Raw genomic sequence first — 25,791 nt, forward strand, 5'->3', positions numbered from 1 at the left:
CCCCGTGCGATCCGGACCGGCTCAGAAGAACAGCGTCCCGATGCCGTCGACGCCGAAGTAGATCGCGAAGATCAGGCTGACCACCCAGAGCAGCCACGGGATCCTCCCGGCCCGGCCGAGGGCCGCCTGGATGACGGTGTAGGAGATCACGCCCGCGCCCACCCCGTTGGTGATGCTGTAGGTGAACGGCATCAGCACGATCGTCAGGAACGCCGGGATCGCGATGGCCAGGTCCTCCCAGGGCACGTTCCTGACCTGGGTCATCATCAGCGCGCCCACCAGGACCAGCGCGGGCGCCGCCGCGGCGGCGGGGACGACGGTGGCGAGCGGGGTGAAGAGCAGGGTGAGCGAGAACAGGGCGCCGGTGACGACGGCCGCCAGGCCGGTCCTGGCTCCCTCCCCGACCCCGGCCGCCGACTCCACGAACACCGTGTTCGCCGAGGAGCTCGTGAGGCCCCCGATCGCCGCGGACACGCCGTCCACGGTGAGGATCGCCCCCAGCCGGGGCACCCGGCCCTGCTCGTCCACCAGGCCCGCCTCGTCGCTCACCCCGATGATGGTGCCCATCGCGTCGAAGAACCCCGACAGTACGAGCGTGAACAGCACGATGGTGGCGGTCAGCGCACCGGCGCGGGCGAATCCGCCGAACAGGTCCACCTGGCCGACCAGTCCGAAGTCGGGTGCCCCGACCACCGCTTCCGGCATCCGGGGGATCACCACACCCCAGAGCTCCGGCGGGACCGTGGTGAAGGTGTTGACCACGACGGCGAGCACAGCGGTGATCACGATGCCGATCAGGATGGCGCCCTGGACCTTGCGCACGAAAAGGGCGATCATCACCAGCAGCCCCAGGCAGAACAGCGCCACCGGCCAGCCCGTCAGGCGCCCGGTGGTGCCGAGCTGGACCGGCGATCCCGTACCCCTGCCGACGAAACCCGCGTCCACCAGCCCGATCAGCGTGATGAACATCCCGATACCCACGCTGATCGCGTGTTTCAGTGCCAGCGGGATGGAGTTCATGATGAGCTGCCGCAACCCGGACACGGCCAGCAGCACGATCACCAGCCCCTCCAGCACGACCAGCCCCATCGCCTGAGCCCACGTCATGTGCGGTGCGGCCTGGTAGGCGACCACCGCGTTCAGCCCGAGCCCGGTCGCGACCCCGAGCGGCGCGTTGCCGATCACTCCCATGAGCAGCGTGCTCACCGCCGCCGCGAGGATCGTCGACGTGGTCAGCTGATGGGTCGACAGCTTGGCCCCCGTGACGTCCGTCGCCCCGCCCAGGATGATCGGGTTCAGCAGGATGACGTACGCCATCGCCATGAAGGTGGTTATCCCACCCCGGACCTCGCGGCCGACCGTCGTCCCCCTGGCCGAGAGCTCGAAGAAGCGATCCATGGTCTCCCCTCCGGAGGCGGAGGGGATGAGCGGTTCCTACCCGTTCAAGGCGATGTCATGGGGGCGAATGGGCACCCGGGGCAGCGGCAGGCCGGTCGCGGCCCGTACGGCGGCGGCCACCGCGGGGGTGGCCGAGAGGGTGGGGGGCTCGCCCGCGCCGCGCAGGCCGTAGGGGGCGTGCGGGTCCGGGTTTTCCATGATCGACACCCGCATCGGCGGCATGTCGAGGATGGTGGGGATCAGGTAGTCGGTGAACGAGGGGTTTCGCACCACCCCGTCCTGGACCTGGATCTCCTCCATGAGCGCCAGCCCCAGCCCCTGGGCGGAACCGCCGTGGATCTGGCCCTCCAGCGCCAGCGGGTTCATGATCCGGCCCACGTCCTGGACCGCGGCCAGCTCCACCACCTTGACCAGGCCGAGTTCCACGTCCACGTCCACGACCGCGCGGTGCACGCACAGCGCGAGCTGGGTGTGGGAGTCGCCCTGTCCGGTGAGGGGGTCCAGCGGGAAGGTGGGCCGGTGCCGGTACTCCCTGGTCTCCTCCACGGCCCCGGCCACCTCCAGGGCCCGTACCAGCGACGATCCGTCGGCCCGCAGCTTGTCCAGCCGCTCCCGCACGGCCTGGCAGGCCGCCCTGACCGCGCCGCCGGTGACGTAGGACTGGCGGGACGCCGATGAGGACCCGGCCGACCCGACGGAGGTGTCCGCCCGCGCGACCGTCACCGTGTCGATCTCCAGTTCGGTCCTGGCGATCTGCTCCTGGACCATCAGCAGACCCTGTCCCACCTCGGCCGCGGCCGTGTGCACCAGGACGTGCGGTTCCCCGCCGATCAGCTCCACCCGCACCCTGGCGGTCGAGTGGTCGTCGAAGCCCTCGGAGAAGCAGATGTTCTTGATGCCCACGCCGTAGCCGACCCCGCGCCGCACGCCCTCGCCGTGGGTGGTCTGTGAGATGCCGCCCGGCATGTTCAGCAGGTCCGTCCCGCCCGCGTCGTCCGAGGCGTCGTCCGAGGTGGTGGGGGCGGCGGGCAGCGGCATCGCGGCGAGTTCGGCGAGCATCTCGGCCAGCGGCGCGGGTGAGTCGATCACCTGCCCGGTGGCCAGCCTCGACCCCTCGGAGACCGCGTTGCGGATCCTGACCTCGACGGGGGAGATCCCGCACGCCTCGGCCAGCCTGTCCATCTGCGACTCGTAGGCGTAGCAGGCCTGCACCGCGCCGAAACCGCGCATCGCCCCGCAGGGCGGGTTGTTGGTGTAGACGCCGTAGGCGTCGATCCACACGTTGTCCACCTCGTAGGGGCCGACCCCCAGCGAGGCCGCGTTGCCGACCACGGCCGGGGAGGTGGAGCAGTAGGCGCCGCCGTCCAGCAGGATCTCCGCTTTGACGTACAGCAGCCTGCCCTCGCGGGTGGCACCGTGCTCATAGCGCATCCGGGCCGGGTGCCGGTGGACGTGGCCGTAGAAGGACTCCTCGCGGTTGTAGACGATCTTCACGGGACGGCCCGTGCGCAGGGCCAGCATGCACGCGTGGACCTGCATGGACAGATCCTCACGGGCGCCGAACGCGCCGCCCACCCCGGCCAGCGAGAGCCGCACCTTCTCCTCGGGCAGTCCCAGGCACGGCGCGATCTGCCTCTGGTCGGCGTGCAGCCACTGGGTGGCGATGTACAGGTCCACCCCGCCGTCCTCGGCGGGCACGGCCAGCCCGGACTCCGGGCCGAGGAAGGCCTGGTCCTGCATGCCGACCTCGTACTCGCCGGTGACGACCACGGGGGCCTCGAACACCGAGCCGACCCGGACCGGCTGGTGGCGCAGCACGTTGCCCCCCTCCTGGACGGCGGGGCAGGAGGCGTCGAAGGCGGCCCGGCGCGGGTCGGTGACGGCCTCGCGGACCTCGTACTCCACGACGACGGCCGCGGCCGCCCGCCTGGCGCGCTCGGGGTGGTCGGCGGCGACCAGCGCGACCGGCTCGCCCTGGTAGCGGACCTGGTCGACGGCGAGCACCGGCTGGTCCCTGTGCTCCAGCCCGTAGAACTTCTCGCCGGGCACGTCCTCGTGGGTGAGCACCGCGTACACGCCGGGCATGGCCAGCGCGGGGCCGACGTCGATCGAGCGGATCCACGCCGACGGGTGCGGACTGCGCAGGGTGACCCCCCAGATCATGTCCGCCAGATACAGGTCGGAGGAGTAGGCGAACTCGCCCGTGACCTTCAGCGTCCCGTCGGGACGCAGGACGCTCTCGCCGATGCCCAGGCTCTGCCGCGTTTCGATGCCGCTCACTCCGGTAGTACATCAGCCTGGCACGGGGCCGGACATGGCAGACACGGGGGAACGCGGGAGGCGGTCGTTAGCGACTCTTACGGTTGTGCCCGGCGGGTGTGCGTGATCGGCCCACCGGGCCGGCGGTCCTCAGAGGGCCATCATCCGGCCCGGGGAGGTGGACGGTTTCTCGCGGGTGGCCCCGACGGCCGCCCGCTCCGCCGACGCCTTCCTCTCCACCTCGTCGTTCCCCGTCGCCCTGGCGGACGCGATGGAACGCCCCAGGTGGGTCACGGCCTGCTCGGTCTCGCCGAGGAGCAGCAGGGAGCGGGCCAGGCCGAGCAGCAGGTACGGTTCGGCGACGACCACCTGCGCGGCGCGCGCGCAGTCGAGGCCGGCCTCGAAGGAGGCCCTGGCCGCCGCGGCGTCCCCCAGGTCGAGGTGAACGCCGCCCAGCCTCTCGTGCACGGCCGTCTCCTGATACAGGTTGCCGTCCCTGCGGCACTTGAACAGGGCCTCGTCCAGCATGGCCAGCGCCTGCTCGAACCGGCGCAGGCCGTGGTATCCAGAACCGATCATGGTGAGCGCGTAGTGCTCACCTGACCTGTGCCCGATCGCGTCCGCGACCTCCCGCTGTTTCTCGGCGCAGCCGATGCACTTCTCGTAGCAGCCGAGTTCGAGATAGTTCATGGCGAGATTGCCCAGCGCCTTCTGCTCACCGTGCCGCTCGGAGAGCCGACGGCACAGGATCAGGTGCTGCCGGAAGTGGTGCAGGGCCTCTTCGAGATGGCCGACCATGTTCAGCGCGAGGCCCACGAGGCTGTGCGCCCCCGCCTCCAGCCGGTGATCCTCCAGCCGCTGCCCGGCCGCGAGGGTCCGCCGGCTGATCGTGAGGAGGCGAGCGGGAAGGCCGGCGTGGTGGAGGTGCCAGAAGAGCGCGAAGACCAGGGCGACACCGAGACGCGAGGTCCGCTCCCGGGGAGCGGACATCGCCTGGAAGGCGGCGGACAGGAGATTGGCCTGCTCCCGGTTCAGCCACTCGTGGGCCTCCTGGTAGGAGCCGAGCGGAAGAGGGCCGGCACCGAGATCGACGTCCGCCGACTCCGCGCGAGGGTAGCGGGCCAGCTTCACGGCCAGCCGGGTGGTCCCGACATAGAAGCTCAGCGCCCGGTCCAGCATGGCGTCGCGATCCGTCTCCGTCTCCTCGCGGGCGACCTGCTCGCATGCGAACAGCCGGATCAGGTCGTGCGGCCGGTACCTTCCCGGCTCGTCCTCCTCCAGCAGGTGCGCGTCGACCAGTCGTTCCATCGCGCGCTCCGCGGTGTCCGCGGGGACGTCCAGCAGGGCGCCGACGACGGGTGCCGTCACATCGGCCGTCTGCAGTACGCCGAGCGCGCGCAGCGCGCGGGCGGCCGTCCGCTCCAGGTGGTGGTCGCTGCCGGCGAGCATGTCGTGACTGACCGCGAGGCTGGATCGGACCGCGAGATCGCCCGCCGCCAGCTCTCGCAGCCGCCCCCGCTCGTCCTCCAGCCGGCTCACCAGATCGGCGACGCCCCAGCGCGGCCGGTTCGCCAGCCGGGCTCCCGCGATGCCGACGGCCAGTGGCAGGCCCCCGCAGAGGTCGATCAGGCGCGCCGTCGCCTGAACGTCCTCGGCGACCCGCTCCTCCCCGATCAGCCTCGCGAGCATCGTGCAGGACTCGGCGCGCCGCATCCTGGAGATCGGCATACGGACACAGTCGTCGAGCAGGGTGAAGCTCTCCCGGCTGGTCGTCAGGATCGTGTTGCCCATCGGCACCGACAGCAGCGGACGGATCTGTGCCAGATCGGCGGCGTCGTCCAGCACGACGAGGATCTGGCGGCCGTCGAGTTCGCCCCGCCACAGGGCGGCGGCCTCATCGAGGTCGGCGGGAATGTCGCGCGGGGACATACCGAGATCACGCAGGAACCTGCTGATCACCTCGATCGGTTCCAGCCGCCTCATGCCAGGCGTCGCCCCGCGCAGGTTCACGTACAGCTGCCCGTCGGGGAAACGGTCGCGGACCAGGTGCGCGGCCCGGAGCGCCAGGGTCGACTTGCCGGATCCGGGTGCCCCGGTGATCGCGACGACATGCCGGGGCGGGCGGCCGTCCCAGGGAGAGAGCAGCGTTCTGAGCCGCACGAGTTCCTCCGCGCGTCCGACGAAGTCGGTGGGGTCGCGCGGCAACTGGTGGGCCACCTTCCCCCGGGCGGCGGCGCGGTGTCGCGAATGTGAGGGCTCCCGGAGCGGGGGAACCCGTTCCGGGAGCGTGGGGAGCGTCGCCGAGGGCAGATCGAGCAGGGGATCGGCGCGCAGGATCAGCTCGTGGCACCTGCGGAGACTCTCGTGCGGCTGGATGCCGAACTCCTCGGCCAGCAGGTGCCGGATCTCCTGGTAGACCTTCAGCGCCTCCACCTGCCGGCCGCAGCGGTAGAGCGCGACCATGTGCAGCTCGCGGAGCCTTTCGCGCAGCGGGTGCTCACGGGTCAGGGGGACCAGCAGGGCCGCGGCCTCCTGGGGGCGCCGGAGCAGGAGCAGCAGGTCCGCGTGCAGCTCCAGCGAGGTCAGGCGTAGTTCGTTCAACCTGTGCCGCTCGAACTCGGCGAACGGGCCGGGAATCCCGCCCAGGCACGTGCCCCGCCACAGTTCCGAGGCCCTGTTCAGGGAGTGCAGGGCGGTCTCGTACGAGTCCTTCGCGTGCGACTTCCTGGCCAGGTCAAGGCAGCGCTCGAAGACCAGGGCGTCCACCTGCTCAGGCGCGAGCCGCAGCGAGTATCCGCCCGGCACGGAGACCAGCGGTCTCGAAGGTCTCCGCGGATCCCGGTCCGGGTCCAGTGCCCGTCTCAGCCTGGACACGTACGTGTAGACGCTCTGTTCCGCCGTCTTCGGCGGCCTCTCGCCCCATACTCCGTCGATCAGCCGGTCCCTGGTGACCGGCTGTCCCGCGTTGATCGCCAGGATGCAGAGGACGGCCTGCTGCCTGGGCTCTCCCAGATCGAGTTCGAGTGAACCCCTCCGGCCGGTCACCGGTCCCAGAACGTCGACGCCGAGTCTCTCCGCGGGAAGGTCTTCGCCGGTGGTGGTAATGGCTTCCGTCTCGTCCACCAGGCCTCCACACGCGGTTGGGCATGACACAGCGAAGTCGAGGAGAACGACCTTATCTGACAAGTTCGCGGCGCGGAGTTCCCCGCCGGCCGCCTAGACGATCCCTGCCTTGGCGATGCGGACCCCGGCCTGGAATCTGCTCTGCGCTCCGAACCGCTCCATCGCGGTGGCCATGTGGCGGCGTACGGTGCGGGAGGTCAGGCCGAGATGGCGGGCGATCACCTCGTCCGTCAGGCCCTCCGCGGACATCCTTAGAACGGTCCTTTCCTGGTCCGTCAGCGAGGAGAGCGGCTCCCGTTCGCGGAGGCGTGGTTCGGCCTGTGACCAGACGCGCTCGAACAGCTCTCCCAGCAACGTGACCAGCGCGGGGGCGCGCACCACCGCCATCCGGGAGGTGTGGCCGGTCATGGCGACGCGGCCGTCGACCATCAGGAATCTCTCGGAGATCAGCGGATCGACCCTCAGTTCCACCGACTCGGGGAAACCGGCCGCTCCGGACGGTGAGTCGACGACGACCCTCGTCCGCACACCAGGTGGAATGACGGCCGAATTGAAGACGCGAGAAAACGCGACGCCGGTTCTGGGATTGGGCAGCAGAACGGCCACGCTGCGCCTCGCGGACGAGCAGAGGGCGTTGATATCGGGGCGTATCTGGTCTCTCCCCTCGGCCGAAGGAGAGGTCAGGAAAGAATGGGTCATGTGCCCCCCGCGAACTGTGCTTGACCGAACACCCGCGTGTTCCTTCCGGCAGGTGACGCCGCTCTCGGATCGGACTCCGATGGATTTCCGAGGTGATTCGCGATGCGGAAGGGGAGGCGCGTGACACGTGTGCCGGATCCGCCGTCGTACGCGCGCGAGGAAGGGGCGTCCATCGATCGTCCCTCCGTCCTGTCGTTCCGGTCCGCGATGACGAGAGAGGCGCCGGGAAAGGGATTCTCAGACCGGAGGCCCGGAGCAACAGAATCCCGGCCGGTGGTCCTCGCCGGATCTTTCTGGAATTCCCGCCATCCGACTGTCGCAGGCGGTCCTAGAGATCATCTAGAGATGCCCGGGGGCGGGCCGCGCGGGTCCGAGCAGGAGGTCGGGATCCGGGGGGGCGAGGGCGGGCACGGGGCGGGCCGCCCGGCGACCTCCCTTCGGACGGGCCGCGCTCACGGCCTCACCCGGGGGTGCTTTTCCCCGCCTGAAGTGGACAGGCCGCTCCGTCTTCGGGGAAGTCGGCTGACCGGTTTAGGACATTGACTTGATAGCGGATTAGTTCAATGTATTTCTAGAGTAATGGCTGGTTCAAAAGCGGGGGGTCGAGAGACACGGTCGGTGACACGGGGGCCGGCGACAAAGGAGCCGTGAGTCGACAAGTCCGCGGACCGGTCGGCGGCATGGGCGGTCGGCTCGAATTCCGCGAGCCGACCGGCCTGCGGGCCGGTCGGCGATGAAAGGCGGGCGGAAAGGCATGGCCGATGAGAGGGGGCGGGTGGGCGCCGTCGCCCCCCTCGGTTCGAGCCGTGACCTGCAATAAAATCTATACGTGTGTAATGGGATCCGTATGTAGGTGTTGCCTGCGGCCGGGATCCTCCGTGAAGGGTGACGCTCTTCCACGGAAGGGTTCTGGATCCCGGCTCCGCCGCTACCCGCGGGTCCCGTCTCGCGGAGCGCGCACGCCGGAGGCCTGCACGCTCACACCGGTGCGGGCCGCACCGGCTCCGCCAGGGTGGAGTGGCTCGCCGGTTGGAAGCTCTCCACGAGGGCGGGAGGGGTTCTTTCCGTTCCCTGTCCTTACGGCGGGCTGAGCCGTCGCTCAGTCCGGGTAGCCCCAGCCCAGGTGGGACTGGGCGGCGCTCGTCTGCAAAGAATACTTACCGGTGTCCTTCAGGGGGGCAGACGAATCAGCACTCGCGGTCGTAGCATTGCCAGTGACGGCAAAAGCAGCCGTAAATAGCATGGCGAGGGCAGACAAGGCAAGACGTCGGCGCACGGGGAGACTCCTGTCGTAGGTTCTGCTGCTCAAATGATATCTTTCAAGGGGTAACGTGACTGGTCAAGACTTGGTGGGGCAGCGCATCAAAACCGTCCGCCGGCAACGTGGTTTTTCCCAGGCGCAGCTCGCCCATCCAGAACTGTCGGACAGTTACGTATCTCTCATCGAGAGTGGCAAGCGTACTCCGACCCCCGCGGTGCTGGAGCTGCTGGCCGAAAAACTCGACTGTTCCCTTACGTATTTGATCAATGGTGTCACGGCCGAGCAGATGCAGGAGATCGAGCTCGCGCTCAGCTACGCGCAGCTGGCCATGGACAACGGCGAGGTCGTCGAGGCTCGCACCCGTTACGCCGAACTCCTCGCCGACAGCGGACTGGCGGGCCTGCCCCAGCTGCGGCAGGACGCCGAGTACGGCCTGGCCCTCTCGACCGAGGCCTGCGGCGATCTGGAGCAGGCGATCGTCCTGCTCAACGGGTTGCGCGAGGGTGACGAGGCGGCCCTGAGCCCCGAGCGTCACGTCGCGGTCGCGGTCGCGCTCTCGCGCTGTTACCGGGAGAGCGGGGACCTGGCCCGGGCGGTTCAGGTCCCCGAGGAGATCCTCACCGGCGCGGTCCGGCCGGCCTGGACGGACGGCCTGATGCGGTTGGGCGGCCAGTTGCTCGCGGCCTACATCGAGCGCGGCGACCTGCTCCGGGCGCGTCACTTCTCCACCGAGATGATCGCCGCCGCCGAGCTCCTCGCCAGCCCGCAGGCGCTCACCCTGGCGCACTGGGGCGCCGCGATCGTCGCGGTGGAGAGCGGCCACGCCGACGAGGCGGTCACGCAGGCCGAGCGTGCCCTGGCCATCCAGTCCGAGTACGGTGACGCCCGAAGGCTGGCCCGGCTGCGCGGCGACTACGCCCAGGTGCTGCTGATCGTGCGGCCCATGGAGGCCGAGGCCTGGCGTGACGTGCTGTTGAAGGTGGAGAAGGAACTGGCGGAGAGCTCTGCCAGCTCGATAGACAAGATGCGCTGCGCGATGAACCTCGTCCGGGCGGAGCTGCTGCTCGCCCAGCCCGAACGGGCCGAGGAGCGCATGCGCTTCGTCTGCGATCTGCTCGACGGCATGCCGAAGGTCATGCAGGCGGAGGCCCGCCTGCTGCACGGTGAGACCCTGGCGGAGCTGGGCCTGCAGGAGCAGGCCTCGCAGGAACTGCTCGCCGGAACGGAGTGCCTGGAGCAGGCGCCGGAGACCCGCTTCACCGCCCATGCCTGGCTGACCGCGGCCCGGGTCCTGGAACGTATCGACGAGCCGGACCGGAGCGTCGACGCCTACCGGCGGGCGCTGGCCGGCGTCGGGCTGTAGGAGGGGCGGGGGACCCGCGCCGAAGCCAGATCGGACAGGGGGGTCGAGACCGCGTGGTCACGTGGGTAGCCTTGGGGTTGCCATGAAGACTTCCCCTGTCGCGGTCGCCCTCGCGCTTCTCGCCGCCCTCGTGCTCGGCACGGCCTTCGCCTCGCCGGCCTTCGCCCATGACCGGCTCAAGAGCAGTGACCCCGCCAAGGGCGCCAAGGTCGAGAGCCTGGAGGAGGTGAAGCTGACGTTCACCGCCTCGGTGCGCTTCCCGAACGTCGTCGTACGTTCCGGGGACGAGAACCACCAGGACGGCAAGCCCGTCCTCGACGGCGCGGTGGTGACCCAGAAGGTTAAGGAGGATCTCCCTCCGGGTGACTACGTCATCGCATATCGCGTCGTCTCCTCCGACGGCCACCCGATAGAGGGGGAGATTCCCTTCACCCTGCTCGGTTCCGCCTCCTCACCGGAGTCGCCGTCGGAATCGGCGTCGCCTTCCGCCACCGCCGCCGAGTCCCCGGCGGCGGCCGAGAGCCCGGCCACCGCGGAGACCTCGGCAGAGAACGCGCCGGCCGCCGCGCTCAGCCCGGCAGCCGCGGTCGGCGACGAGGAGCCCGGCTCCTCGCAGGGCGTGCCCGGCTGGATGTGGATCGTCGTCGGCGGCGTGACCGGCGTCGGCATCGGCATGTTCCTCAGCGTGCGCAACAAGAAGCGGCCATGAGCGGGCCCGCGCGGGCCGCGCAGACGGCGCGGAGCGAGACGCCGGGGAACAGCCGGGCGGTGAGGCTCGCCCTGGCGGCCGCGGTGGCGGCCGCCGCCGCCCTGGTGATCGCGATGATCGCCGGAGGCGCCGCGACCCCGCGCATCATCCCCGGCCTGCCCGACCAGGGAACCTTCACCCGCTGGGGACTGCCGCTGGCGAAGCTGACGATGGACGCGGCGGGCGTGCTCACCGTCGGCGTGCTCCTGGCCGCCACGGTCCTGCTCCCCAACGACAAGGGTCTGCTGGGCAAACCCGCGCTCGGTTACGTCAAGGCCGCCTCCTGGATCGCGCTCGTCTGGGCCGGGGCCGCCGCCGCCACGATGGTGTTCAGCCTCTCCGAGGCGCTCGGGCTGCCGGTGGCCGACGTGCTCGGCGGCAACGAGCTCACCAGCTTCGCCAGCCAGGTCTCCCAGGGCATCGCGCTGACCCTGGTCGTGCTCTTCTCGGTCGCGATCGCGCTCTTCGCCCGAGGGGCGATCACCGCCGGCGCGTCCGGCGGCCTGCTCGTCCTCGCCCTGGTCACCCTGCTCCCACCCGCGCTGACCGGCCACTCCGCCTCCTCGCCCAACCATGACCTGGCCACCACCGGCGTCGCGCTCCACCTCGTCGTCCTCGCGCTCTGGGTGGGTGGCCTCGGCGTGCTCTGCGCGCACGCGCTGCGCCGGCAGCCGTACCTGGAGATCGCCGCCGCCCGCTTCTCGGCCCTGGCACTGTGGTGCTTCGTCGGGGTGGGACTGTCCGGCCTGTTCAGCGTCCTGGCCAGGCTCACCTCGGTCTCCGAGCTCTTCACCTCCGCCTACGGCCTGCTGCTGCTGGCCAAGACCGCCGCGTTCGCGCTGCTCGGCGTCGTCGGCTGGTGGCACCGCAAGCGGACCCTGCCGTCGCTCGCCGCGGGCGGCCCCGGCACCTTCGTCCGCTTCGCCACCGGTGAGATCGTCGTCATGTTCGCGGCCATCGGGCTGGCCGTCGCGCTCTCCCGCACCGCGCCGCCCCCGGCGGTGCTGCCCGTCGACAGGGCCTTCGAGGTGCTCGGCTACACCATGCCGCCGGAGATATCGCTGGCCAACCTGGCCTCGCTGTGGTGGTTCGACCTGTTCTCCGGCACGGTCATCGCGCTGCTGGCCGGCCTCTACCTCGCCGGTGTCGTACGGCTCACCCGGCGTGGCGACTCCTGGTCCAAGGGGCGTACGGCCGCCTGGTTCACCGGTGTGCTGATCCTGCTGGTCGCCACCCAGAGCGGCGTCGCCCGCTACGCCAAGGTGCTGTTCAGCGTGCACATGGCCGAGCACATGACGCTGTCGATGATGGTGCCGATCTTCCTGGTGCTCGGCGCGCCCGTCACCCTGGCCCTGCGTGCTCTGAAGCCCGCCGCCCGCAGGGGCGACCGAGGGCCGCGCGAGTGGCTGACCACGATCCTGCACAGTAGGTACGTCCGCTTCGTCACCCATCCGGCGATCGCTACCACGATCTTCATCGTCTCCACCTACGCGTTGTACTTCACACCGCTGTTCGCCGCCGCGATGGAGGAGCATCTCGGCCACATCGTGATGACCGTGCACTTCCTGGTCAGCGGCTCCCTGTTCTTCTGGGTGATCATCGGTATCGACCCCGCTCCCTACCAGCTGCCGCACGTGGCCCGGCTCCTCCTGCTGTTCGTGACCATGCCGTTCCACGCCTTCTTCGGCATCGCGCTGATGAGCATGACCACCGTGCTGGCCTCCGACTGGTACGACCAGCTGGGCAGGACGTGGGGCGCCTCCGCCGTCGAGGACCAGCAGACCGGCGGAGCCATCGCCTGGGGGTTCGGCGAGATCCCGACGCTCGTCGTGCTCCTCGCGCTGGCCTTCCAGTGGTGGCGCGCCGACGACCGCAGAGCCCGCCGGGCCGACCGCCGCGCCGACGCCGCCGCAGCCCGGACCGGCGGCAGCGGCGATGCCAAACTCGACGCCTACAATGAGTACCTGGCCAAACTCAATAAGCGCGACGGCGTGAAATAGCCGGACGGCCACGGCCTGCTATCTTCCAGCCCTCTCACCGGCACCTCCCGGTAGCCTGGTGTTTCAGGGGGCTCGTGCTCACCGCAGCGGGCGCAGCGCTTCGTCATCGCGCGCCACGCCCAGTCACATATTCGGTCGGGGGGCCGGTGGCTGCAACGTGCATCAGGAAGGTTGAGCAGTGTCCGAGGAACTGCGCGTACGTGAGGGCCGGAGTCGTAGCCTGGCCCAGGCCCTTGAGGGGCATCTCACCGAATGGTCCGAGCGCACCGGGACCACCGTCGAGATCTGGGCGCTGCCCGCCGGCGAGGTTCCGGCCGCGATCACCAAGGCCGTGATGGCCACGCTCGGGGAGGCGCTCACCAACGTCGAGCGGCACAGCGGCGCACGGGTCGTGGCCGTCGCCGTCACCCTCGGCCCCAGTGGCCTGCGCATGACGGTGAGCGACAACGGCGTCGGCTTCTTCGGGCGGGCCGAGGGCCGGGGCGTCACCGCCATGCACGCCCACTTCGACCAGGTCGGCGGCACGCTCAGCGTCAACGGCGTTCCCGGCGAGGGAACCACGGTCAGCGGAGTGGTGCCCCGCCAGGACTAGGCGGCCCGAAAGGCGCGGCGCCGGGCGAGCTCCGCTAGGGCAGGGTCAGGATCTCGTGGCCGGTCTCGGTCACCAGAATGGTGTGCTCGAACTGGGCGGTCCGCTTGCGATCCTTGGTGACGGCGGTCCAGCCGTCGGGCCAGACGTCGTAGTCGATGGTGCCGAGCGTCAGCATGGGCTCGATCGTGAACGTCATGCCCGGCTCCAGCGTGACCGCCAGGGACGGGTCGTCGTAGTGCGGGACGATCAGGCCCGAGTGGAACGTGGTGCCGATGCCGTGGCCGGTGAAGTCACGGACCACGCCGTAACCGAACCGCTTGGCGTAGGCCTCGATCACGCGACCGGCCACGTTGAGCTGCCGGCCGGGGGCGATGGCCTTGATGGCCCGGTTGGTGGCCTCACGGGTGCGCTCGACCAGCAGCCGTGACTCCTCGTCGACGTCGCCGACCAGGAAGGTGGCGTCGGTGTCGCCGTGCACGCCCCCGATGAAGGCGGTGATGTCGACGTTGACGATGTCGCCGTCGCGCAGCACGGTGTCGTCGGGGATGCCGTGGCAGATCACCTCGTTGATCGAGGTGCACAGCGACTTGGGATATCCCCGGTAGCCGAGCGTGCTGGGATACGCCCCCCGCTCGCAGAGGAACTCGTGGCCGATCCGGTCGAGCTCGTCGGTGGTGACGCCGGGCGCCACGTGCCTACCGACCTCTTCGAGCGCCTGAGCCGCCAGCTTGCCCGCGATCCGCATCCGCTCGATGATCTCGGGGGTCTTGACGTCGGACTCCCCGGTCTTCGGGGACTTCTTCCCGACGTACTCCGGCCGCTGGATGTGAGAGGGAACCTTGCGGAGGGGAGAGATCCGCCCGGGCTGGAGCAGTGTCGTCATGGTTGCACAGTCTAGTTGCGCTTCCCACTGGGCAGGATTGCCGCATGACTGACCAATGGTGGTTCTGCCTGAAGCACATGGCCGTCGAACCCGACGAGGGGTGCCCGAACAAGGACCGGATGGGGCCGTACCCGACGCGCGAGGCCGCGGCCAACGCGCTGAAGACCGCGGCCGATCGGAACGAGGACTGGAAGAAGGAGGACCAGGCATGGGAGGACGACGACTGAGGACAGAGCGTGGCCGGTACGCCTGCCGGTATGTCTAGTCGGTGACCTGCGGGCCGCTGACCCGCTCGAGCAGCCTGGCCAGGCGGTCACGCAGGGTGGGGCGCCGTTCGACCTCGCCCGCGGCCATGCTCACCAGGTGCTGTGCCCCGTCGAAGGAGAACGGTGCCCGTTCGGGTACCGTCAGCGCGTCGTGGGCCAGGCCCGTAAGGTCCGTGTCACCGCCGTCCAGGGCCAGGATCGTGGTGCCGGTCCTGCGGGCGTCGCTCACCCGCTCCAGCAGCGCCTCGGGGGCGCGCTCCTCGGCGACCACGAACAGGGTCTCGCCCCGCCCGGCCTGCCGGATCCGTTCCAGCCCGACTCGCAGGTGCGCGGGCGCGCCGGGGGCGGGTGCCCAGCGGACCAGCGTCGGGGAGAGCTGGGGCAGCCCGGAGAGCCTGGCCTCGTCGCTCAGGTGCGCGGTCAGGTGCCAGGGCTCCTCCTCGGGCGTGCCGACCACCAGCAGGCCGCCGGCCGAGCGGGTCGCGCGCAGGGCGAGGCCCAGCTCGCGGGTCCGCTCGATCCAGCCCGTCGAAGCCAGGATCTCGCGCAGCAGTGTCACCGACCCAGCGTCCATGGGCACCATCGTGCACCAGCCCCCCCGCGATGATCCTGGGAATGCGCCCCTGAGAGGATTCGGGACAGACGTTATGGTCGATGAAGTCCGATCTTGAGGGTCGGGGATGATGAGGAGCGGTGAGTGAGCACTGACAGTCCGGACGTGGGCGGAATCTCGATCGGGATCCTGGGCGGGACCGGGGACCAGGGCAAGGGGTTGGCGCGGCGGTTCGCTCTCGCCGGGCACAGCGTGCTGATCGGCTCACGCAGCGCCGAGCGGGCGCAGGCGGCGGCGGAGAGCATCGGCGGACCGGTGCGCGGCGCCGACAACCCGACCGTGGCGGCCGAGGCCGACGTGGTGATCGTGGCCATTCCCTGGGACGGGCACCGCTCCACGCTGGAGTCCCTCCGCGCCGAGCTGGCCGGAAAGATCGTCATCGACTGCGTCAACCCGCTCGGCTTCGACAAGCAGGGCGCGTACGCACTCGCGGTCGAGGAGGGCAGTGCCGCCCAGCAGGCAGCCGCGGTCCTGACCGAGAGCCGGGTCGTCGCCGCCTTCCACCATGTCTCCGCCGTCCTGCTGCTGGACCCCGAGGTCGACAAGATCGACCTGGACGTGCTCGTGCTGGGTGACGACCGCGAGGCCACCGACACCGTCCAGGCGCTGGCGGGCCGCATCCCCGGCATGCGCGGCGTGTACGGCGGCCGCCTGCGAAACGCCCACCAGGTTGAGGCGATGACCGCCAACTTCATCTCGATCAACCGCCGCTACAAGGCCCACGCCGGCCTGCGCGTCACCGACATCTAGGGCCTGTACGGAGTTGAGGTCAGAGGGATTCACCTGCGCATTGGCCTCCGGTCCTGGTAGGCCGTTGCCATGGCGCGTGGAGACCTCTGTCCACCGTCTACGACCGGTTCCGCTCGTGGGCCACGGCGGGCGTCTTCGAGCACCTGACGCAGGCGATGATCACCGAGGCCGCGGCCCGTGGGCAGGCCGACCTTGACCTGGTCAGCGTGGACTCCACCATGGCCCGCGCCCACCATCACGCCGCAGGGATGGTCTTGGACGGTGAGCTGGTGAAGGCGCTGGAGGAGGCCGCCCGCGCACCCGCCCACCGCGGCCGTCACCGCACCAGGGCGGTTCGCCGACCGGCCTCGACGCCGACTTTCAAGCACCGCTCGGCATCACGACGGACCCGTCAGGATCGCAGGTCGGCGGTGAGTTCATCGGTACGCGACTTGTTACCCCAAAACCATTCCACGTGCGCGTGCCGACGCTGTTCCCGCAGCCATTCGTCCAAGAGCTGCTCTTCGATGAACTTCCGGGTGAACCGATCCAGCACCGCCGGTTCCACGGCCAGCACATACGCGAAGCAGAAACCACCCTCCAGAGCGGCAGGCCCGATGACCGTCCCCGCCTGCGCTTCCACGGCCTCCGCACCGTAGGAGGTGATGAGATCCTCCCGGTAACCGCCCTCTATCCGAGAGGTGGCCAGTCCGGCCAGGGACTCCTCGGTGGCCATGGCGACCACTTCGGCTCCCCGCACATCCGCGGCGCGAAGCCGGGCCACGGCGGTTTCGGCGTGAGCCTGGTCGGCATACCGTGATCTCACGACCCGCAGCCGGTCGAACGCGTCACGATGATCGGCGAAAAAGTCCTCCACCCGCCCACCGGCCACTCTCTGCCGCAGGGCCGCCACCGCGGCCTCAACGGCGACGATCCTCTCCAGCTGGGCATGGCTGACACCGCGCTCCGCCATCCATGCCCTGGTCGCCTGCGCGGTCAGCAAGCCCCGAGCCCGGCGGAAGGCGTCCATGGCCTCCTGCAACCGGTCGTCGGGCAGGCCGATGTCCTCGACATCCGCGGCCTGCCCTATCAGGCAGGCGTTGACCAGACGCCGGGAAAGAGCGGCGTCGTCCCACAGGACGTCCAGCAGGGAGATGACCTGCTCGATGAGCATGTCGGTGCCGTTGACCCGGAGCACCAGTTGCTCACCTGCTCGCTGGCTGTTCCGCAGTGGCCATGGAATGGCCCGGTCCGGGGCGAACGCCAGCGAGGTCGTACCCTCTGCCGAGGGAAAAAGCAGATCGTAGTGGTACTGGTCTGTGGCGGCCTCACGCTGCCACACCAATCGCATGGCGATGCCCGGATAGCGGGCGCGTAGCGCGCCAAGTCGTTCGCGTGCCTCCTTCGGCCGTACGTCGCCCAACTCCCTCAACCACTCCAAGGCGTTTTCGAGCAGCTCGGCGGTCACGATGAGGCTCCTTCCAATAGCACGTCACAGATGGCCTGGCTGATCGGCAGACCGGTCAGCCGCTCGATCCACAGCCATTGGCCGTTGGGGTTGACCTCCAGGAACACGTACTGGTCGTCGGGGGTGAGGATCACGTCGAAAGCCCCGTACAGGAGCCCCAGGCGTTCTGTCATATCCAGGCAGCGCCGAGCCACCTCCTCCGGAAGCCGGTGTATGCGGTGCGGGGTGGTCTCGATGTCGTACCGGCGCCAATCCAAACTGGACCGGTTGGCCACCTGGGAATGGATCTCCGCGGCGAACACCTGTTCACCGACGACCGTGACCCGCAGTTCCAGGCGTTTGGGAACGTACTGCTGAACAATGACCGGGCAGAATCGCAGAGCGGCCGCGTACGCCACGTCACGAGCGGAGACCGGCTCGCAGAACCGGGCGATCGTGCCGCCCCCCACCAGGTTCTCCGCCCACGGCTTGCCCAACGGCTTGGTCACGACATGACCGTCATGGCGTTCATGGAACTCCCAGAACGCCTCCGCCTCGGTCGCGATGAGGGTCTCCGGGATCGCGAATCCCAGTTCCGCCGCGAGGAGAAGCTGGGAGGACTTGCGTCCGGCCCGCCGGATCACCGAATCGTCCGCGGGCATCTTGCGGCACGGCAGGTGCTCCCACAGATCTGTGAGCAGGTCCTGACACTCGCGTGCGGCGTAGTCGGCCACCGCGGGATCGGTAAGGTCGGGATGCGTCGCGGGTGGTGTCGGACGCCGCCACCACAGGGCTGTCAGAGTGTCCAGATCGAGTGTGCCCGTTCGAGTGCGCAGAAGGCGCCGGGCAAGACCACGAGCGGTGTACGCCAGTTCCACGCGCGCCTTGACGGGGTAGTCACCGGGATCGAAGATCGTGATCTGGGCGCCGCGGTCGGCGAGCAGGGCGCGGACGTGTAAGGCGTGCGGGTCCTCTTCGCTGGTGAGGATCAGGACACCCGGTGTCGGCATGGGGGCGCTCCAGGAAAGCGAGGCGGCGCGGGAACGCCACGACGGCATCCCCGCACCAGATGATCGTTCAGCCGAAGACGTCTACTTTGCAGATGCCGGGCGGGTCCTGCCAGGTCTTCAGCTCGGCCGGGAGACCGCCGTTGATGGTGCGCAGCGCGCTCTCATCGAGCTCCGCGCCGACCGGCGCGATATCACCGATCTGGGTGCGCGGTTCGTCGCTCATGCGGGTTTTCTCTTCTTCGGAAGCCCGGGAAGGGCTCGGGTGGGTCCACTCTCCGGCATGGGGCTATTGATTCCCTTGTGATTTGCTTGGGGGGATCACGATGCGCGCGTGGCCGGGCGCGACCACCTCGACGACGGCTCCAGGCGGTCAGGGCCCGTCGAACGGAGCGGCGTTCGGAACGGGCCAGGTAGTGGCCCGGCTCCAAGCGGCGGCGGTCCGGCTCCAAGTGAAACGCAAGGAGAGCACCCGACACTGATCGTGTTGTGAGAGTTCCGATCATCCTTCAGCACAGCGCGGTCGAGTGTGGAGCGGCCTGTCTCGCCATGGTCCTCAGCGCTCACGGGCACCGCGTCTCCGTGCGCGCCCTGGCTGAGGAGATGGACATCGGGCGGGACGGGGTGAGCGCGCTGACCCTGGTCCGCACGGCTCGGGCGCGTGGGCTGACCACTCGTGCGCTGTCCACCCCGGCCACGGAGATGGCCTCGGTTCCGCTGCCCGCCGTGGCCTACTGGCGTAACAGCCATTTCGTGGTGGTCGAGCGCGTGAGCGAGACCCGCGTCACCATCGTCGATCCGGGGCCGGGCCGGGTACGCCTCACCCACGAGGAGTTCGCTCGAAACTACAGCGGTGTGGTGCTCACCCTCGAGGCCGGAGCGGACTTCTCCAGAGGGCGGTTCGGCGAGCGCGGGAACTGGTGGGCACGGTACTCTCGCGTCCTGCTGTCACGTCACCGCGCCGTGCTGGTCCTTCTCGCGCTGCTCAGCGTTGTCATGCAGGCCCTGGGGCTGGTCCTGCCCGCCGTGACCGAGCTGGTCGTGGACCACGTGCTGGCCGCCGGCGAGATCGACCTGCTGTCCTTGCTCGGGTACGGCGTGGCCGCGGCGGTATGCGCTCAGCTCGTGGTCGGCGGGGTGCGGGCATGGGCACTGGTCGGATTACGCACCCGAGCGGACACCGCGCTCCTCGACGATCTGGGGAAACGTCTGCTCGCGCTCCCTTTCCGGTTCTTCGCCCATCGAAGCTCGTCCGACCTGGTCTCGCGGATCTCAAGCGTCGGCGTTCTGCGGGAGATGCTCACCGGTCAGGCACTGACCGCTCTGCTCGACGGGCCTCTCGCGGTCGGCTACATGGCGGTGGTGACCGTGCGGTCCCCGCTCCTGGGTGGAGTGCTCGTCGCCTTCGCGGCGGCACAGATCCTTCTGCTCGTCGGCACCCACCGGTGGCTCTGTGAGCTGGCCCATCGGGAGCACGAGGCACGGAACGACGCCCAGGGCCAGTTGATCGAGGCCGTCCGGGGAATCGAGACGATCAAAGCGTCGGCGGTCGAGCCTCATATCCTTGACCGCTGGGTGCGTCTGCTCGGCGTTCAGATGCGGCAGGTATGGCGGAGTGGAGTCGCCCAGGGAGGCCAGGACACCGCCCTGGCCGCGCTGCGGTTCGGCGCCCCCCTGACCCTGCTGTGGGTCGGCGCCTGGCAGGTCGTCACCCACCACCTCAGCCCCGGCACCATGCTCGGCCTCCTCGCGCTGGCCGCCGCGACCCTGGCGCCGCTGGCATCGCTGACCGGCAGCATACGAGCCGTCCAGATGGCCCGCGTGCAGGCCGAACGACTGGCCGACATATTGGACACCGATCCTGAGTCCCCCTCATCAGGTGTCGCTCTCCCGCCCCGTCAGGCCGATGGCGCGGACAGCCCGATCGAGCTGCGCCAGGTCGGTTTTCGGTACACGCAGGAAAGCCCATGGATCGTGCGGGGCGTCGATCTGAGAGTTCGCGCCGGGCAGAAGATCGCCCTGGTCGGACGGTCCGGGTCGGGGAAGAGCACCCTCGCTCGCCTGCTGCTCGGGCTGTTCCCGCCGACCGAGGGAGAGATCTCCTACAACGGAGTCCCGGCCGGCCGCCTGGATCCAGGCCTGTTGCGCCGCCGGTTCGGGGTGGTGACCCAGGAGCCCGCCCTGTTCACCGGAACGATCTTCGACAACATCTCCCTCGGCTCGCCGGAAGCCTCCCCGGACGAGGTGGCGGAGGCGGCCCGACTGGCCTGCGTGCACGAGGACATCGCGGCCATGCCCATGAGGTACAAGACGCTGCTGACCGAAGGCGGCGGTCTCTCCGGCGGACAACGGCAGCGCATCGCCCTGGCCCGGGCGCTACTCGCCAAGCCGGAGATCTTGCTGCTCGACGAGGCCACCAGTCACCTGGACACCATGACCGAGGCCGAGATCGAGGCCAACCTGACCGGGTTCGAGCAGACACGCATCGTGATCGCACACCGGCTGAGCACCGTCCGGGACGCCGATGTGATCCTCGTGGTGGATCGGGGTCGCGTCGTCGAGGCGGGCCGCCACGAAGAACTCCTGGCAGCCGCCGGGCCGTACGCCCGGCTGGTCGACGCGCAGACCCTGCCGGGCGACCTCCAGGCGCGCCGGTGACGAACAGACCCTGTACGTCCAGCGCCGCGCCGCGAGCTGACGGCCTGCCCGCGCCGGTCACAGCCGGACGGGGAGAACAGCCTTGACCACGATGCCGCCGTGCTCGCCGCCACAGTGGCCTTTCCGGTGCCCTGGGCAGGGTGATCTGTGCTTTTGATGATGAACATCGCACCAGTCGGATCTGACAAACGGTCTGTTAACCGGACATTCTTATCTCATGACTGATTTTCGCCCGGAGACCCGCACCGTCCACCTTCCCCAGCCACAGCTGAACGGCAGCCGCCCCATCGCGGTGCCGCTCTACCAGACCTCCGGCTTCGTCTTCGAGGACCCGGCCGTCTTCGCCGACGGGATGGGCCGTCCGGACGGGGCCTTCGTCTACGGGCGCCTGTCGAACCCGACGGTCCGCTCCCTGGAGGAGGCCGTCGCCGGTCTGGAGGGCGGTGTCGGGGCTGTGGCCACCGGTTCCGGGATGGGGGCCGTCAACTCGGTGCTGCTCGCGCTGCTGGAGCCCGGTGATCACCTGATCGCGCAGCAGGCGCTCTACGGCGGCACCGCCTCGATGATCAACGACCTGGAGCGGCGCTTCCGGATCTCGGTCTCCTACGTCCCCGGGGACGACCCGGCGGCGCTGCGCGCGGCCGTGCGGCCGGAGACGAGACTGGTCTACCTGGAGACCATCGCCAACCCGGTGACCCAGGTCGCCGACCTGCCGGGCATGTGCGCGGCGGCACGCGAGGCCGGAGTCGTCTCCGTGGTCGACAACACCTTCGCCTCACCGATCCTGTGCCGGCCGCTGGAGCACGGGGCCGACATCGTGGTGCACTCCACGACCAAGTACCTGAGCGGGCACACCGACGTGCTCGGCGGGATCGCCGTCTTCGCCGCGGAGGAGCTGTACCGCAGGGTGTGGGCCTTCAACGTCAAGCTGGGCGCCACCGCGGACCCGTTCGCCGCCTGGCTCACCCTGCGCGGCATCCAGACACTGCCGCTGCGGATGGAGCGCCACTGCTTCAACACCCGCGAGCTGGCCACCCGGCTGAACGACCACCCCGCGGTCTCCGTCGTGCACTGGCCGGGCCTGCCCTCGCATCCCTCGTACGGGCTGGCGGCCAAGCTCCTGCCCGACTTCGGGGGTGTCTTCTCGTTCGACCTGGTCGGCGGCCGGGCGGCGGGTGAGCGGTTCATGAGCTCGGTGCGGCTGGCCCTGCTGGCCCCGTCCCTCGGCGGTGTCGAGACGCTCATCCTGCACCCCGCGACCACCTCCCACCGCTCGCTGACGGCCGAGGAGCTCGCCCGGCACGGGATCGGTGAGGGCACCGTACGGGTGGCGGTCGGCATCGAGCACATCGAGGACCTGTGGGCCGACTTCGAGCAGGCGCTCGCCTGAAGGATCCAGGGTGTCTCCTAGACTGCGGCGCGGGGCCGCCGGAAGGACGGGGCGGCCGCCTTCCAAGCCGCTTCGCGGAAAGGGGGCGCGCGTGAGCGTGTCGATCGGGGACGTGCGGCGGGCCGCCGAGCGCATCGCGGGGTACGTCCGGCGCACACCGGTGGTCGAGGTGTCGCCGGGGCTGTTCTTCAAGCTGGAGGGATTGCAGCACTCCGGGTCGTTCAAGGCGCGAGGAGGTTTCAACCGCGCCCTGTCCGGCGGGGAGATCCCCGAGGCCGGGCTGATCGCGGCGAGCGGGGGCAACCACGGCCTGGCGGTGGCGTACGTGGCGCGGAGTCTCGGCGTCCAGGCGGAGATCTTCGTGCCCACGGTGTCCAGCCCGGTGAAGGTGGCCGGGTTGCGCGCGCTGGGCGCGCGGGTGACCCAGGCCGGTGCCGTCTACGCCGACGCCTACGAGGCGTCCGTCAAGCGCGCGGCCGAGACCGGTGCCCTGGACGTGCACGCCTACGACCAGGCGGAGGTGGTCGCGGGGCAGGGCACGGTCGGCCTGGAGATCCTTGAGCAGACCGGGGGAGTCGACACGGTCCTCGTCGCGGTCGGCGGCGGCGGGCTCGTCGCCGGGATCACCGTCGCGCTCGACGGCCACGCCCGGGTGGTCGCCGTCGAGCCCGAGCTCATCCCGACCCTGCACCGGGCGCTGGAGGCCGGCCGGCCGGTCGGGGTCGAGGTCGCGGGGGTGGGGGCCGACGCCCTGGGCGCGAGCCGGGCGGGCGAGATCGCCTGTGAGATCACGGGCACGGCGGGGATACGGAGCCTGCTGGTCCCCGAGGAGGCCATCGTCGAGGCGCGGCGCGAGATGTGGCGGGAGCACCGGATCGCCGCCGAGCACGCCGGCGCCACCGCGTACGCGGCCCTGCTGTCCGGTGCCTACACCCCGGCCGAAGGGGAGCGGGTGGCCGTGGTCGTGTGCGGTGCCAACACCGACCCCGCCACCCTCGTCTGATCTCGCGCCGTGCCCGAACGCCCCGGCGCCGCCAGGGTTTCCTGGGACGCCGGGGCTCGGAATCGTCAGCTGTAGCTGTGCTCGGGAGCGGGGAAGGCGCCGGTCGACACCTCGTCGGCGAAGCTGCGCACCGCCCGGTCCATCTCGTGGGCCAGGTCGAAGTACTTCTTGACGAACTTGGCCGGGCTCGTGGTCAGGCCCATCAGGTCCTGCCAGACGAGGACCTGCGCGTCGGTGCCGGGCCCGGCACCGATGCCGATCGTCGGGATCGACAGGGACGAGGTGACCCGCTCGGCCAGCTCGGCGGGAACGCACTCCAGGACCACGGCGAACGCTCCGGCGTACTCCAGGTCCTTGGCGTCGGCCATCAGCTCGTCACCCGACTGGCCGCGGCCCTGCACCCGGTAGCCGCCGAGCGCGTTGACCGACTGGGGGGTCAGGCCCAGATGGGCCATCACCGGGATGCCCGCCGAGACCAGCGCCTCGACCTGGGGGAGCACCCGCCGCCCGCCCTCAAGCTTGATCGCGTGGGCGCCGGCCTCCTTCATGAACCGGGCGGCCGTCTCCAGGGCCTGCTGGGGAGAGGACTGGTAGGAGCCGAACGGCAGGTCGGCCACGACCATCGCGCGGGAGGAGCCGCGTACCACGGCCGCGGTCAGCGGCATGAGATCGTCCACCGACACCGGCAGCGTCGAGTCGTAGCCGTACACGACCATGGCGGCCGAGTCGCCGACGAGCAGCACGGGAATGCCGGCCTCGTCGAAGACCTTGGCGGTCATCGCGTCGTAGGCGGTGACCATCGGCCACCGCTCGCCGCGCTCCTTGGCGCTGGCGATGTCGCGCACGGTGATCCTTCGCCCGGCCTTGCCGCCGTACAGAGGGGTCGGCCGGCTGGGGAGAGAGGAAGAGGACATGGGACCTCCAGTGAAGTCTCGAGGCGCCCCTGATGGCGTCCCCGGACGGTTCCGATGATTGCACGCGTTCGGCAGGTTCAACAGACCCGGTCGGTCCGGTAATCCGACGGTGGGGGTCCGGGTGGCCTACCACACACCCGCGCGGTAAATCCGGTGGCGGAAATGTCGGGGGCATACGGCACAATGCTGACGGAGGTAAGTAATCACAATGGCTGTAGAACCTTACCGCCGCCTGCTGGCACTGCCGGGCGTGCGGTCGTTGTTGCTGGTGGGGCTGCTCGCCCGCATTCCCTCGACCGCGGTCGCCATCACGCTGACGATGCATGTCGTCGACCCCGGCGGTCTCGGCCTCGGCTTCGGCGCGGCCGGTCTGGTGACCATGGCGAGCACCGTGGGCATGGCCGTCGGCTCACCTCTGGCGGGCAGGTTCGTCGACAGGCACGGCCTGCGCCCGGTGCTGGCGGTGACCACGCTCGCCCAGCTCGTCTTCTGGTCCACCGCGTGGGCGATGCCGTTCCCGGTGCTGCTCGTCGCCGCGGTGCCCGCGGGGCTTCTCGCCCTCCCGGTGTTCAGCGTGATCAGGCAGTGCCTCACGGCGCTGGTCCCGGTCGACCAGCGCAGGATGGGTTTCTCCCTCGACTCCATAATCGTGGAGCTCTCCTACATGGCCGGCCCCGCCCTGGCGATCGCGGGGGTGACCTCCCTCGGCAGCGTCCCCACCATGGTCCTCGTCGCGGCAGGTCTGGTCGGCTCGGGGACGGCGCTGATCGTGCTGAACCCGCCCATCCGCTCGGCCGAGGAACTCCGTGAGCCGGCGACGAAGGTCGCGCGCCGCCGGTGGCTCACCCCGGGCATGCTCGGACTGCTCGGCACCGTCGTCGCGGCGGCCTTCGTGCTGGCCGCCACCGAGCTGTCCCTGGTGGCGACCATGAAACAGGGCGGCGACACCGCGTGGATCGGGCTGGCGATCGCCTTGTGGTGCGCCTACTCGCTGACCGGCGGCTTCGTGTACGGCATGCTGCCCCGTGGGCGCTCGCCGCTGGTCCTGATCGGAGCCATGGGGGTGCTCACCATTCCCGTCGGGCTGGTCGGCGGCGACTGGTACTGGCTGGTCCTGGCCCTGCTGCCGGCGGGCGTGCTGTGCGCTCCCGCGCTGTCCTCCTCGATCGACACCGTGAGCCGCCGGGTTCCCGCGGAGGCCCGAGGTGAGGCGATGGGGCTGCACGGCACGGCGCTACTGATCGGCAGCGCCTCCGCGGCGCCCATCGCGGGCGTGATCATCGACGGCCCCGGTCCAGGCTGGGCCTTCGCCGCCGCGGGGCTGGGCTGCGTGCTGATGGTCGGAGTCGCCCTGCCGTTCTGGCGGCACACCGAGAGCTCGGTGAAGGAGCCGCTCCCGGTCGCGGCCTGAACCCCTGCCCCGGCCGGCGTCGCCCTT

At 70.1% G+C, this 25,791-nt stretch carries 20 protein-coding genes; 10 read left to right on the forward strand and 10 right to left on the reverse strand.

Annotation, left to right across the window (positions count from 1 at the left end):
• Positions 1-21 precede the first annotated feature (21 nt).
• The 4 genes from AB0J58_RS23665 to AB0J58_RS23680 all read right to left on the reverse strand — a co-directional run bounded on the left by AB0J58_RS23665 (position 22) and on the right by AB0J58_RS23680 (position 7,308).
• Positions 22-1,398, reverse strand: a complete 1,377-nt coding sequence (locus AB0J58_RS23665; RefSeq protein WP_364218783.1) for an NCS2 family permease — start codon at positions 1,396-1,398, stop codon at positions 22-24.
• Positions 1,399-1,434: 36 nt separating this feature from the next.
• Positions 1,435-3,678 (reverse strand): molybdopterin cofactor-binding domain-containing protein, encoded by a 2,244-nt coding sequence (locus AB0J58_RS23670; protein ID WP_364218785.1) that lies wholly within the window; start codon positions 3,676-3,678, stop codon positions 1,435-1,437.
• Between the two features lie 129 nt (positions 3,679-3,807).
• Positions 3,808-6,780 (reverse strand): BTAD domain-containing putative transcriptional regulator, encoded by a 2,973-nt coding sequence (locus AB0J58_RS23675; protein ID WP_364218787.1) that lies wholly within the window; start codon positions 6,778-6,780, stop codon positions 3,808-3,810.
• Between the two features lie 93 nt (positions 6,781-6,873).
• Entirely contained in the window at positions 6,874-7,308 is a 435-nt protein-coding gene (locus AB0J58_RS23680; RefSeq protein ID WP_343963969.1) for a helix-turn-helix transcriptional regulator, read from the reverse strand.
• Positions 7,309-8,828: 1,520 nt separating this feature from the next.
• Here AB0J58_RS23680 and AB0J58_RS23685 point away from each other — a divergent pair.
• The 4 genes from AB0J58_RS23685 to AB0J58_RS23700 all read left to right on the forward strand — a co-directional run bounded on the left by AB0J58_RS23685 (position 8,829) and on the right by AB0J58_RS23700 (position 13,443).
• Positions 8,829-10,103: a helix-turn-helix transcriptional regulator gene (locus AB0J58_RS23685; RefSeq protein ID WP_364218831.1), complete on the forward strand. Its 1,275-nt coding sequence runs from the start codon at positions 8,829-8,831 to the stop codon at positions 10,101-10,103.
• Between the two features lie 82 nt (positions 10,104-10,185).
• The gene (locus AB0J58_RS23690; RefSeq protein ID WP_364218789.1) at positions 10,186-10,812 is read left to right on the forward strand and encodes a copper resistance CopC family protein; all 627 of its coding nucleotides are present in this window, start codon (positions 10,186-10,188) and stop codon (positions 10,810-10,812) included.
• Positions 10,809-12,851, forward strand: a complete 2,043-nt coding sequence (locus tag AB0J58_RS23695) for a cytochrome c oxidase assembly protein (RefSeq protein ID WP_364218791.1) — start codon at positions 10,809-10,811, stop codon at positions 12,849-12,851. The genes AB0J58_RS23690 and AB0J58_RS23695 overlap by 4 nt, the downstream gene beginning before the upstream one ends.
• Before the next feature lie 178 nt (positions 12,852-13,029).
• The gene (locus AB0J58_RS23700; protein ID WP_343963961.1) at positions 13,030-13,443 is read left to right on the forward strand and encodes a hypothetical protein; all 414 of its coding nucleotides are present in this window, start codon (positions 13,030-13,032) and stop codon (positions 13,441-13,443) included.
• A 34-nt stretch (positions 13,444-13,477) separates the two neighbouring features.
• Here the strand turns inward: AB0J58_RS23700 and map are convergent, their stop codons facing one another.
• Positions 13,478-14,326, reverse strand: a complete 849-nt coding sequence (map, locus tag AB0J58_RS23705) for a type I methionyl aminopeptidase (RefSeq protein WP_343963959.1) — start codon at positions 14,324-14,326, stop codon at positions 13,478-13,480.
• Positions 14,327-14,370: 44 nt separating this feature from the next.
• Between map and AB0J58_RS23710 the strand changes: the two genes are divergently transcribed.
• Positions 14,371-14,553, forward strand: a complete 183-nt coding sequence (locus tag AB0J58_RS23710) for a hypothetical protein (RefSeq protein ID WP_030921218.1) — start codon at positions 14,371-14,373, stop codon at positions 14,551-14,553.
• Between the two features lie 34 nt (positions 14,554-14,587).
• On the opposite strand, the gene AB0J58_RS23715 is transcribed toward AB0J58_RS23710, so the two are convergent.
• Positions 14,588-15,166: a hypothetical protein gene (locus AB0J58_RS23715; protein WP_364218793.1), complete on the reverse strand. Its 579-nt coding sequence runs from the start codon at positions 15,164-15,166 to the stop codon at positions 14,588-14,590.
• A gap of 123 nt (positions 15,167-15,289) precedes the next feature.
• Between AB0J58_RS23715 and npdG the strand changes: the two genes are divergently transcribed.
• Positions 15,290-15,955 carry an NADPH-dependent F420 reductase gene (npdG, locus tag AB0J58_RS23720; protein ID WP_364218795.1) on the forward strand — a complete coding sequence of 222 codons (666 nt, stop codon included), beginning with the start codon at positions 15,290-15,292 and terminating at the stop codon, positions 15,953-15,955.
• A 391-nt stretch (positions 15,956-16,346) separates the two neighbouring features.
• On the opposite strand, the gene AB0J58_RS23725 is transcribed toward npdG, so the two are convergent.
• From AB0J58_RS23725 to AB0J58_RS23735, 3 genes are all read right to left on the reverse strand, one after another.
• Complete coding sequence (locus AB0J58_RS23725) at positions 16,347-17,402, reverse strand: TIGR04500 family putative peptide maturation system protein (RefSeq protein ID WP_364218797.1); 1,056 nt, start codon at positions 17,400-17,402, stop codon at positions 16,347-16,349.
• Positions 17,399-18,391, reverse strand: coding sequence for an MvdC/MvdD family ATP grasp protein (locus AB0J58_RS23730; protein WP_364218799.1), 993 nt, complete (start codon positions 18,389-18,391; stop codon positions 17,399-17,401). The genes AB0J58_RS23725 and AB0J58_RS23730 overlap by 4 nt, the downstream gene beginning before the upstream one ends.
• A gap of 67 nt (positions 18,392-18,458) precedes the next feature.
• Positions 18,459-18,614: a hypothetical protein gene (locus tag AB0J58_RS23735; RefSeq protein WP_364218801.1), complete on the reverse strand. Its 156-nt coding sequence runs from the start codon at positions 18,612-18,614 to the stop codon at positions 18,459-18,461.
• Between the two features lie 263 nt (positions 18,615-18,877).
• On the opposite strand from AB0J58_RS23735, the gene AB0J58_RS23740 reads away from it, so the two are divergent.
• From AB0J58_RS23740 to AB0J58_RS23750, 3 genes are all read left to right on the forward strand, one after another.
• Complete coding sequence (locus tag AB0J58_RS23740) at positions 18,878-21,046, forward strand: peptidase domain-containing ABC transporter (RefSeq protein ID WP_364218803.1); 2,169 nt, start codon at positions 18,878-18,880, stop codon at positions 21,044-21,046.
• A 217-nt stretch (positions 21,047-21,263) separates the two neighbouring features.
• Positions 21,264-22,436: an aminotransferase class I/II-fold pyridoxal phosphate-dependent enzyme gene (locus tag AB0J58_RS23745; protein WP_364218805.1), complete on the forward strand. Its 1,173-nt coding sequence runs from the start codon at positions 21,264-21,266 to the stop codon at positions 22,434-22,436.
• 91 nt (positions 22,437-22,527) lie between these two features.
• The gene (locus tag AB0J58_RS23750) at positions 22,528-23,439 is read left to right on the forward strand and encodes a threonine/serine dehydratase (RefSeq protein ID WP_364218807.1); all 912 of its coding nucleotides are present in this window, start codon (positions 22,528-22,530) and stop codon (positions 23,437-23,439) included.
• Positions 23,440-23,504: 65 nt separating this feature from the next.
• On the opposite strand, the gene panB is transcribed toward AB0J58_RS23750, so the two are convergent.
• Positions 23,505-24,353 (reverse strand): 3-methyl-2-oxobutanoate hydroxymethyltransferase, encoded by an 849-nt coding sequence (gene panB / locus AB0J58_RS23755; protein ID WP_364218809.1) that lies wholly within the window; start codon positions 24,351-24,353, stop codon positions 23,505-23,507.
• 208 nt (positions 24,354-24,561) lie between these two features.
• Between panB and AB0J58_RS23760 the strand changes: the two genes are divergently transcribed.
• Entirely contained in the window at positions 24,562-25,764 is a 1,203-nt protein-coding gene (locus AB0J58_RS23760; RefSeq protein WP_364218811.1) for an MFS transporter, read from the forward strand.
• Positions 25,765-25,791: the final 27 nt, after the last annotated feature.

Origin of the sequence: Streptosporangium sp. NPDC049644, assembly GCF_040675205.1 — a bacterium.
Taxonomy (GTDB): Bacteria; Actinomycetota; Actinomycetes; order Streptosporangiales; family Streptosporangiaceae; genus Streptosporangium; species Streptosporangium fukuiense.

What these genes read in the sequence shown, in the direction of transcription:
- map (WP_343963959.1), bottom strand. Translation starts at nt 14,326, where the DNA reads ATGACGACACTGCTCCAGCCCGGGCGGATCTCTCCCCTCCGCAAGGTT.
- AB0J58_RS23710 (WP_030921218.1), top strand. Translation starts at nt 14,371, where the DNA reads ATGACTGACCAATGGTGGTTCTGCCTGAAGCACATGGCCGTCGAACCC.
- AB0J58_RS23715 (WP_364218793.1), bottom strand. Translation starts at nt 15,166, where the DNA reads ATGGACGCTGGGTCGGTGACACTGCTGCGCGAGATCCTGGCTTCGACG.
- AB0J58_RS23730 (WP_364218799.1), bottom strand. Translation starts at nt 18,391, where the DNA reads ATGCCGACACCGGGTGTCCTGATCCTCACCAGCGAAGAGGACCCGCAC.
- panB (WP_364218809.1), bottom strand. Translation starts at nt 24,353, where the DNA reads ATGTCCTCTTCCTCTCTCCCCAGCCGGCCGACCCCTCTGTACGGCGGC.
- AB0J58_RS23745 (WP_364218805.1), top strand. Translation starts at nt 21,264, where the DNA reads ATGACTGATTTTCGCCCGGAGACCCGCACCGTCCACCTTCCCCAGCCA.
- AB0J58_RS23690 (WP_364218789.1), top strand. Translation starts at nt 10,186, where the DNA reads ATGAAGACTTCCCCTGTCGCGGTCGCCCTCGCGCTTCTCGCCGCCCTC.
- AB0J58_RS23735 (WP_364218801.1), bottom strand. Translation starts at nt 18,614, where the DNA reads ATGAGCGACGAACCGCGCACCCAGATCGGTGATATCGCGCCGGTCGGC.
- AB0J58_RS23665 (WP_364218783.1), bottom strand. Translation starts at nt 1,398, where the DNA reads ATGGATCGCTTCTTCGAGCTCTCGGCCAGGGGGACGACGGTCGGCCGC.
- AB0J58_RS23695 (WP_364218791.1), top strand. Translation starts at nt 10,809, where the DNA reads ATGAGCGGGCCCGCGCGGGCCGCGCAGACGGCGCGGAGCGAGACGCCG.
- AB0J58_RS23760 (WP_364218811.1), top strand. Translation starts at nt 24,562, where the DNA reads ATGGCTGTAGAACCTTACCGCCGCCTGCTGGCACTGCCGGGCGTGCGG.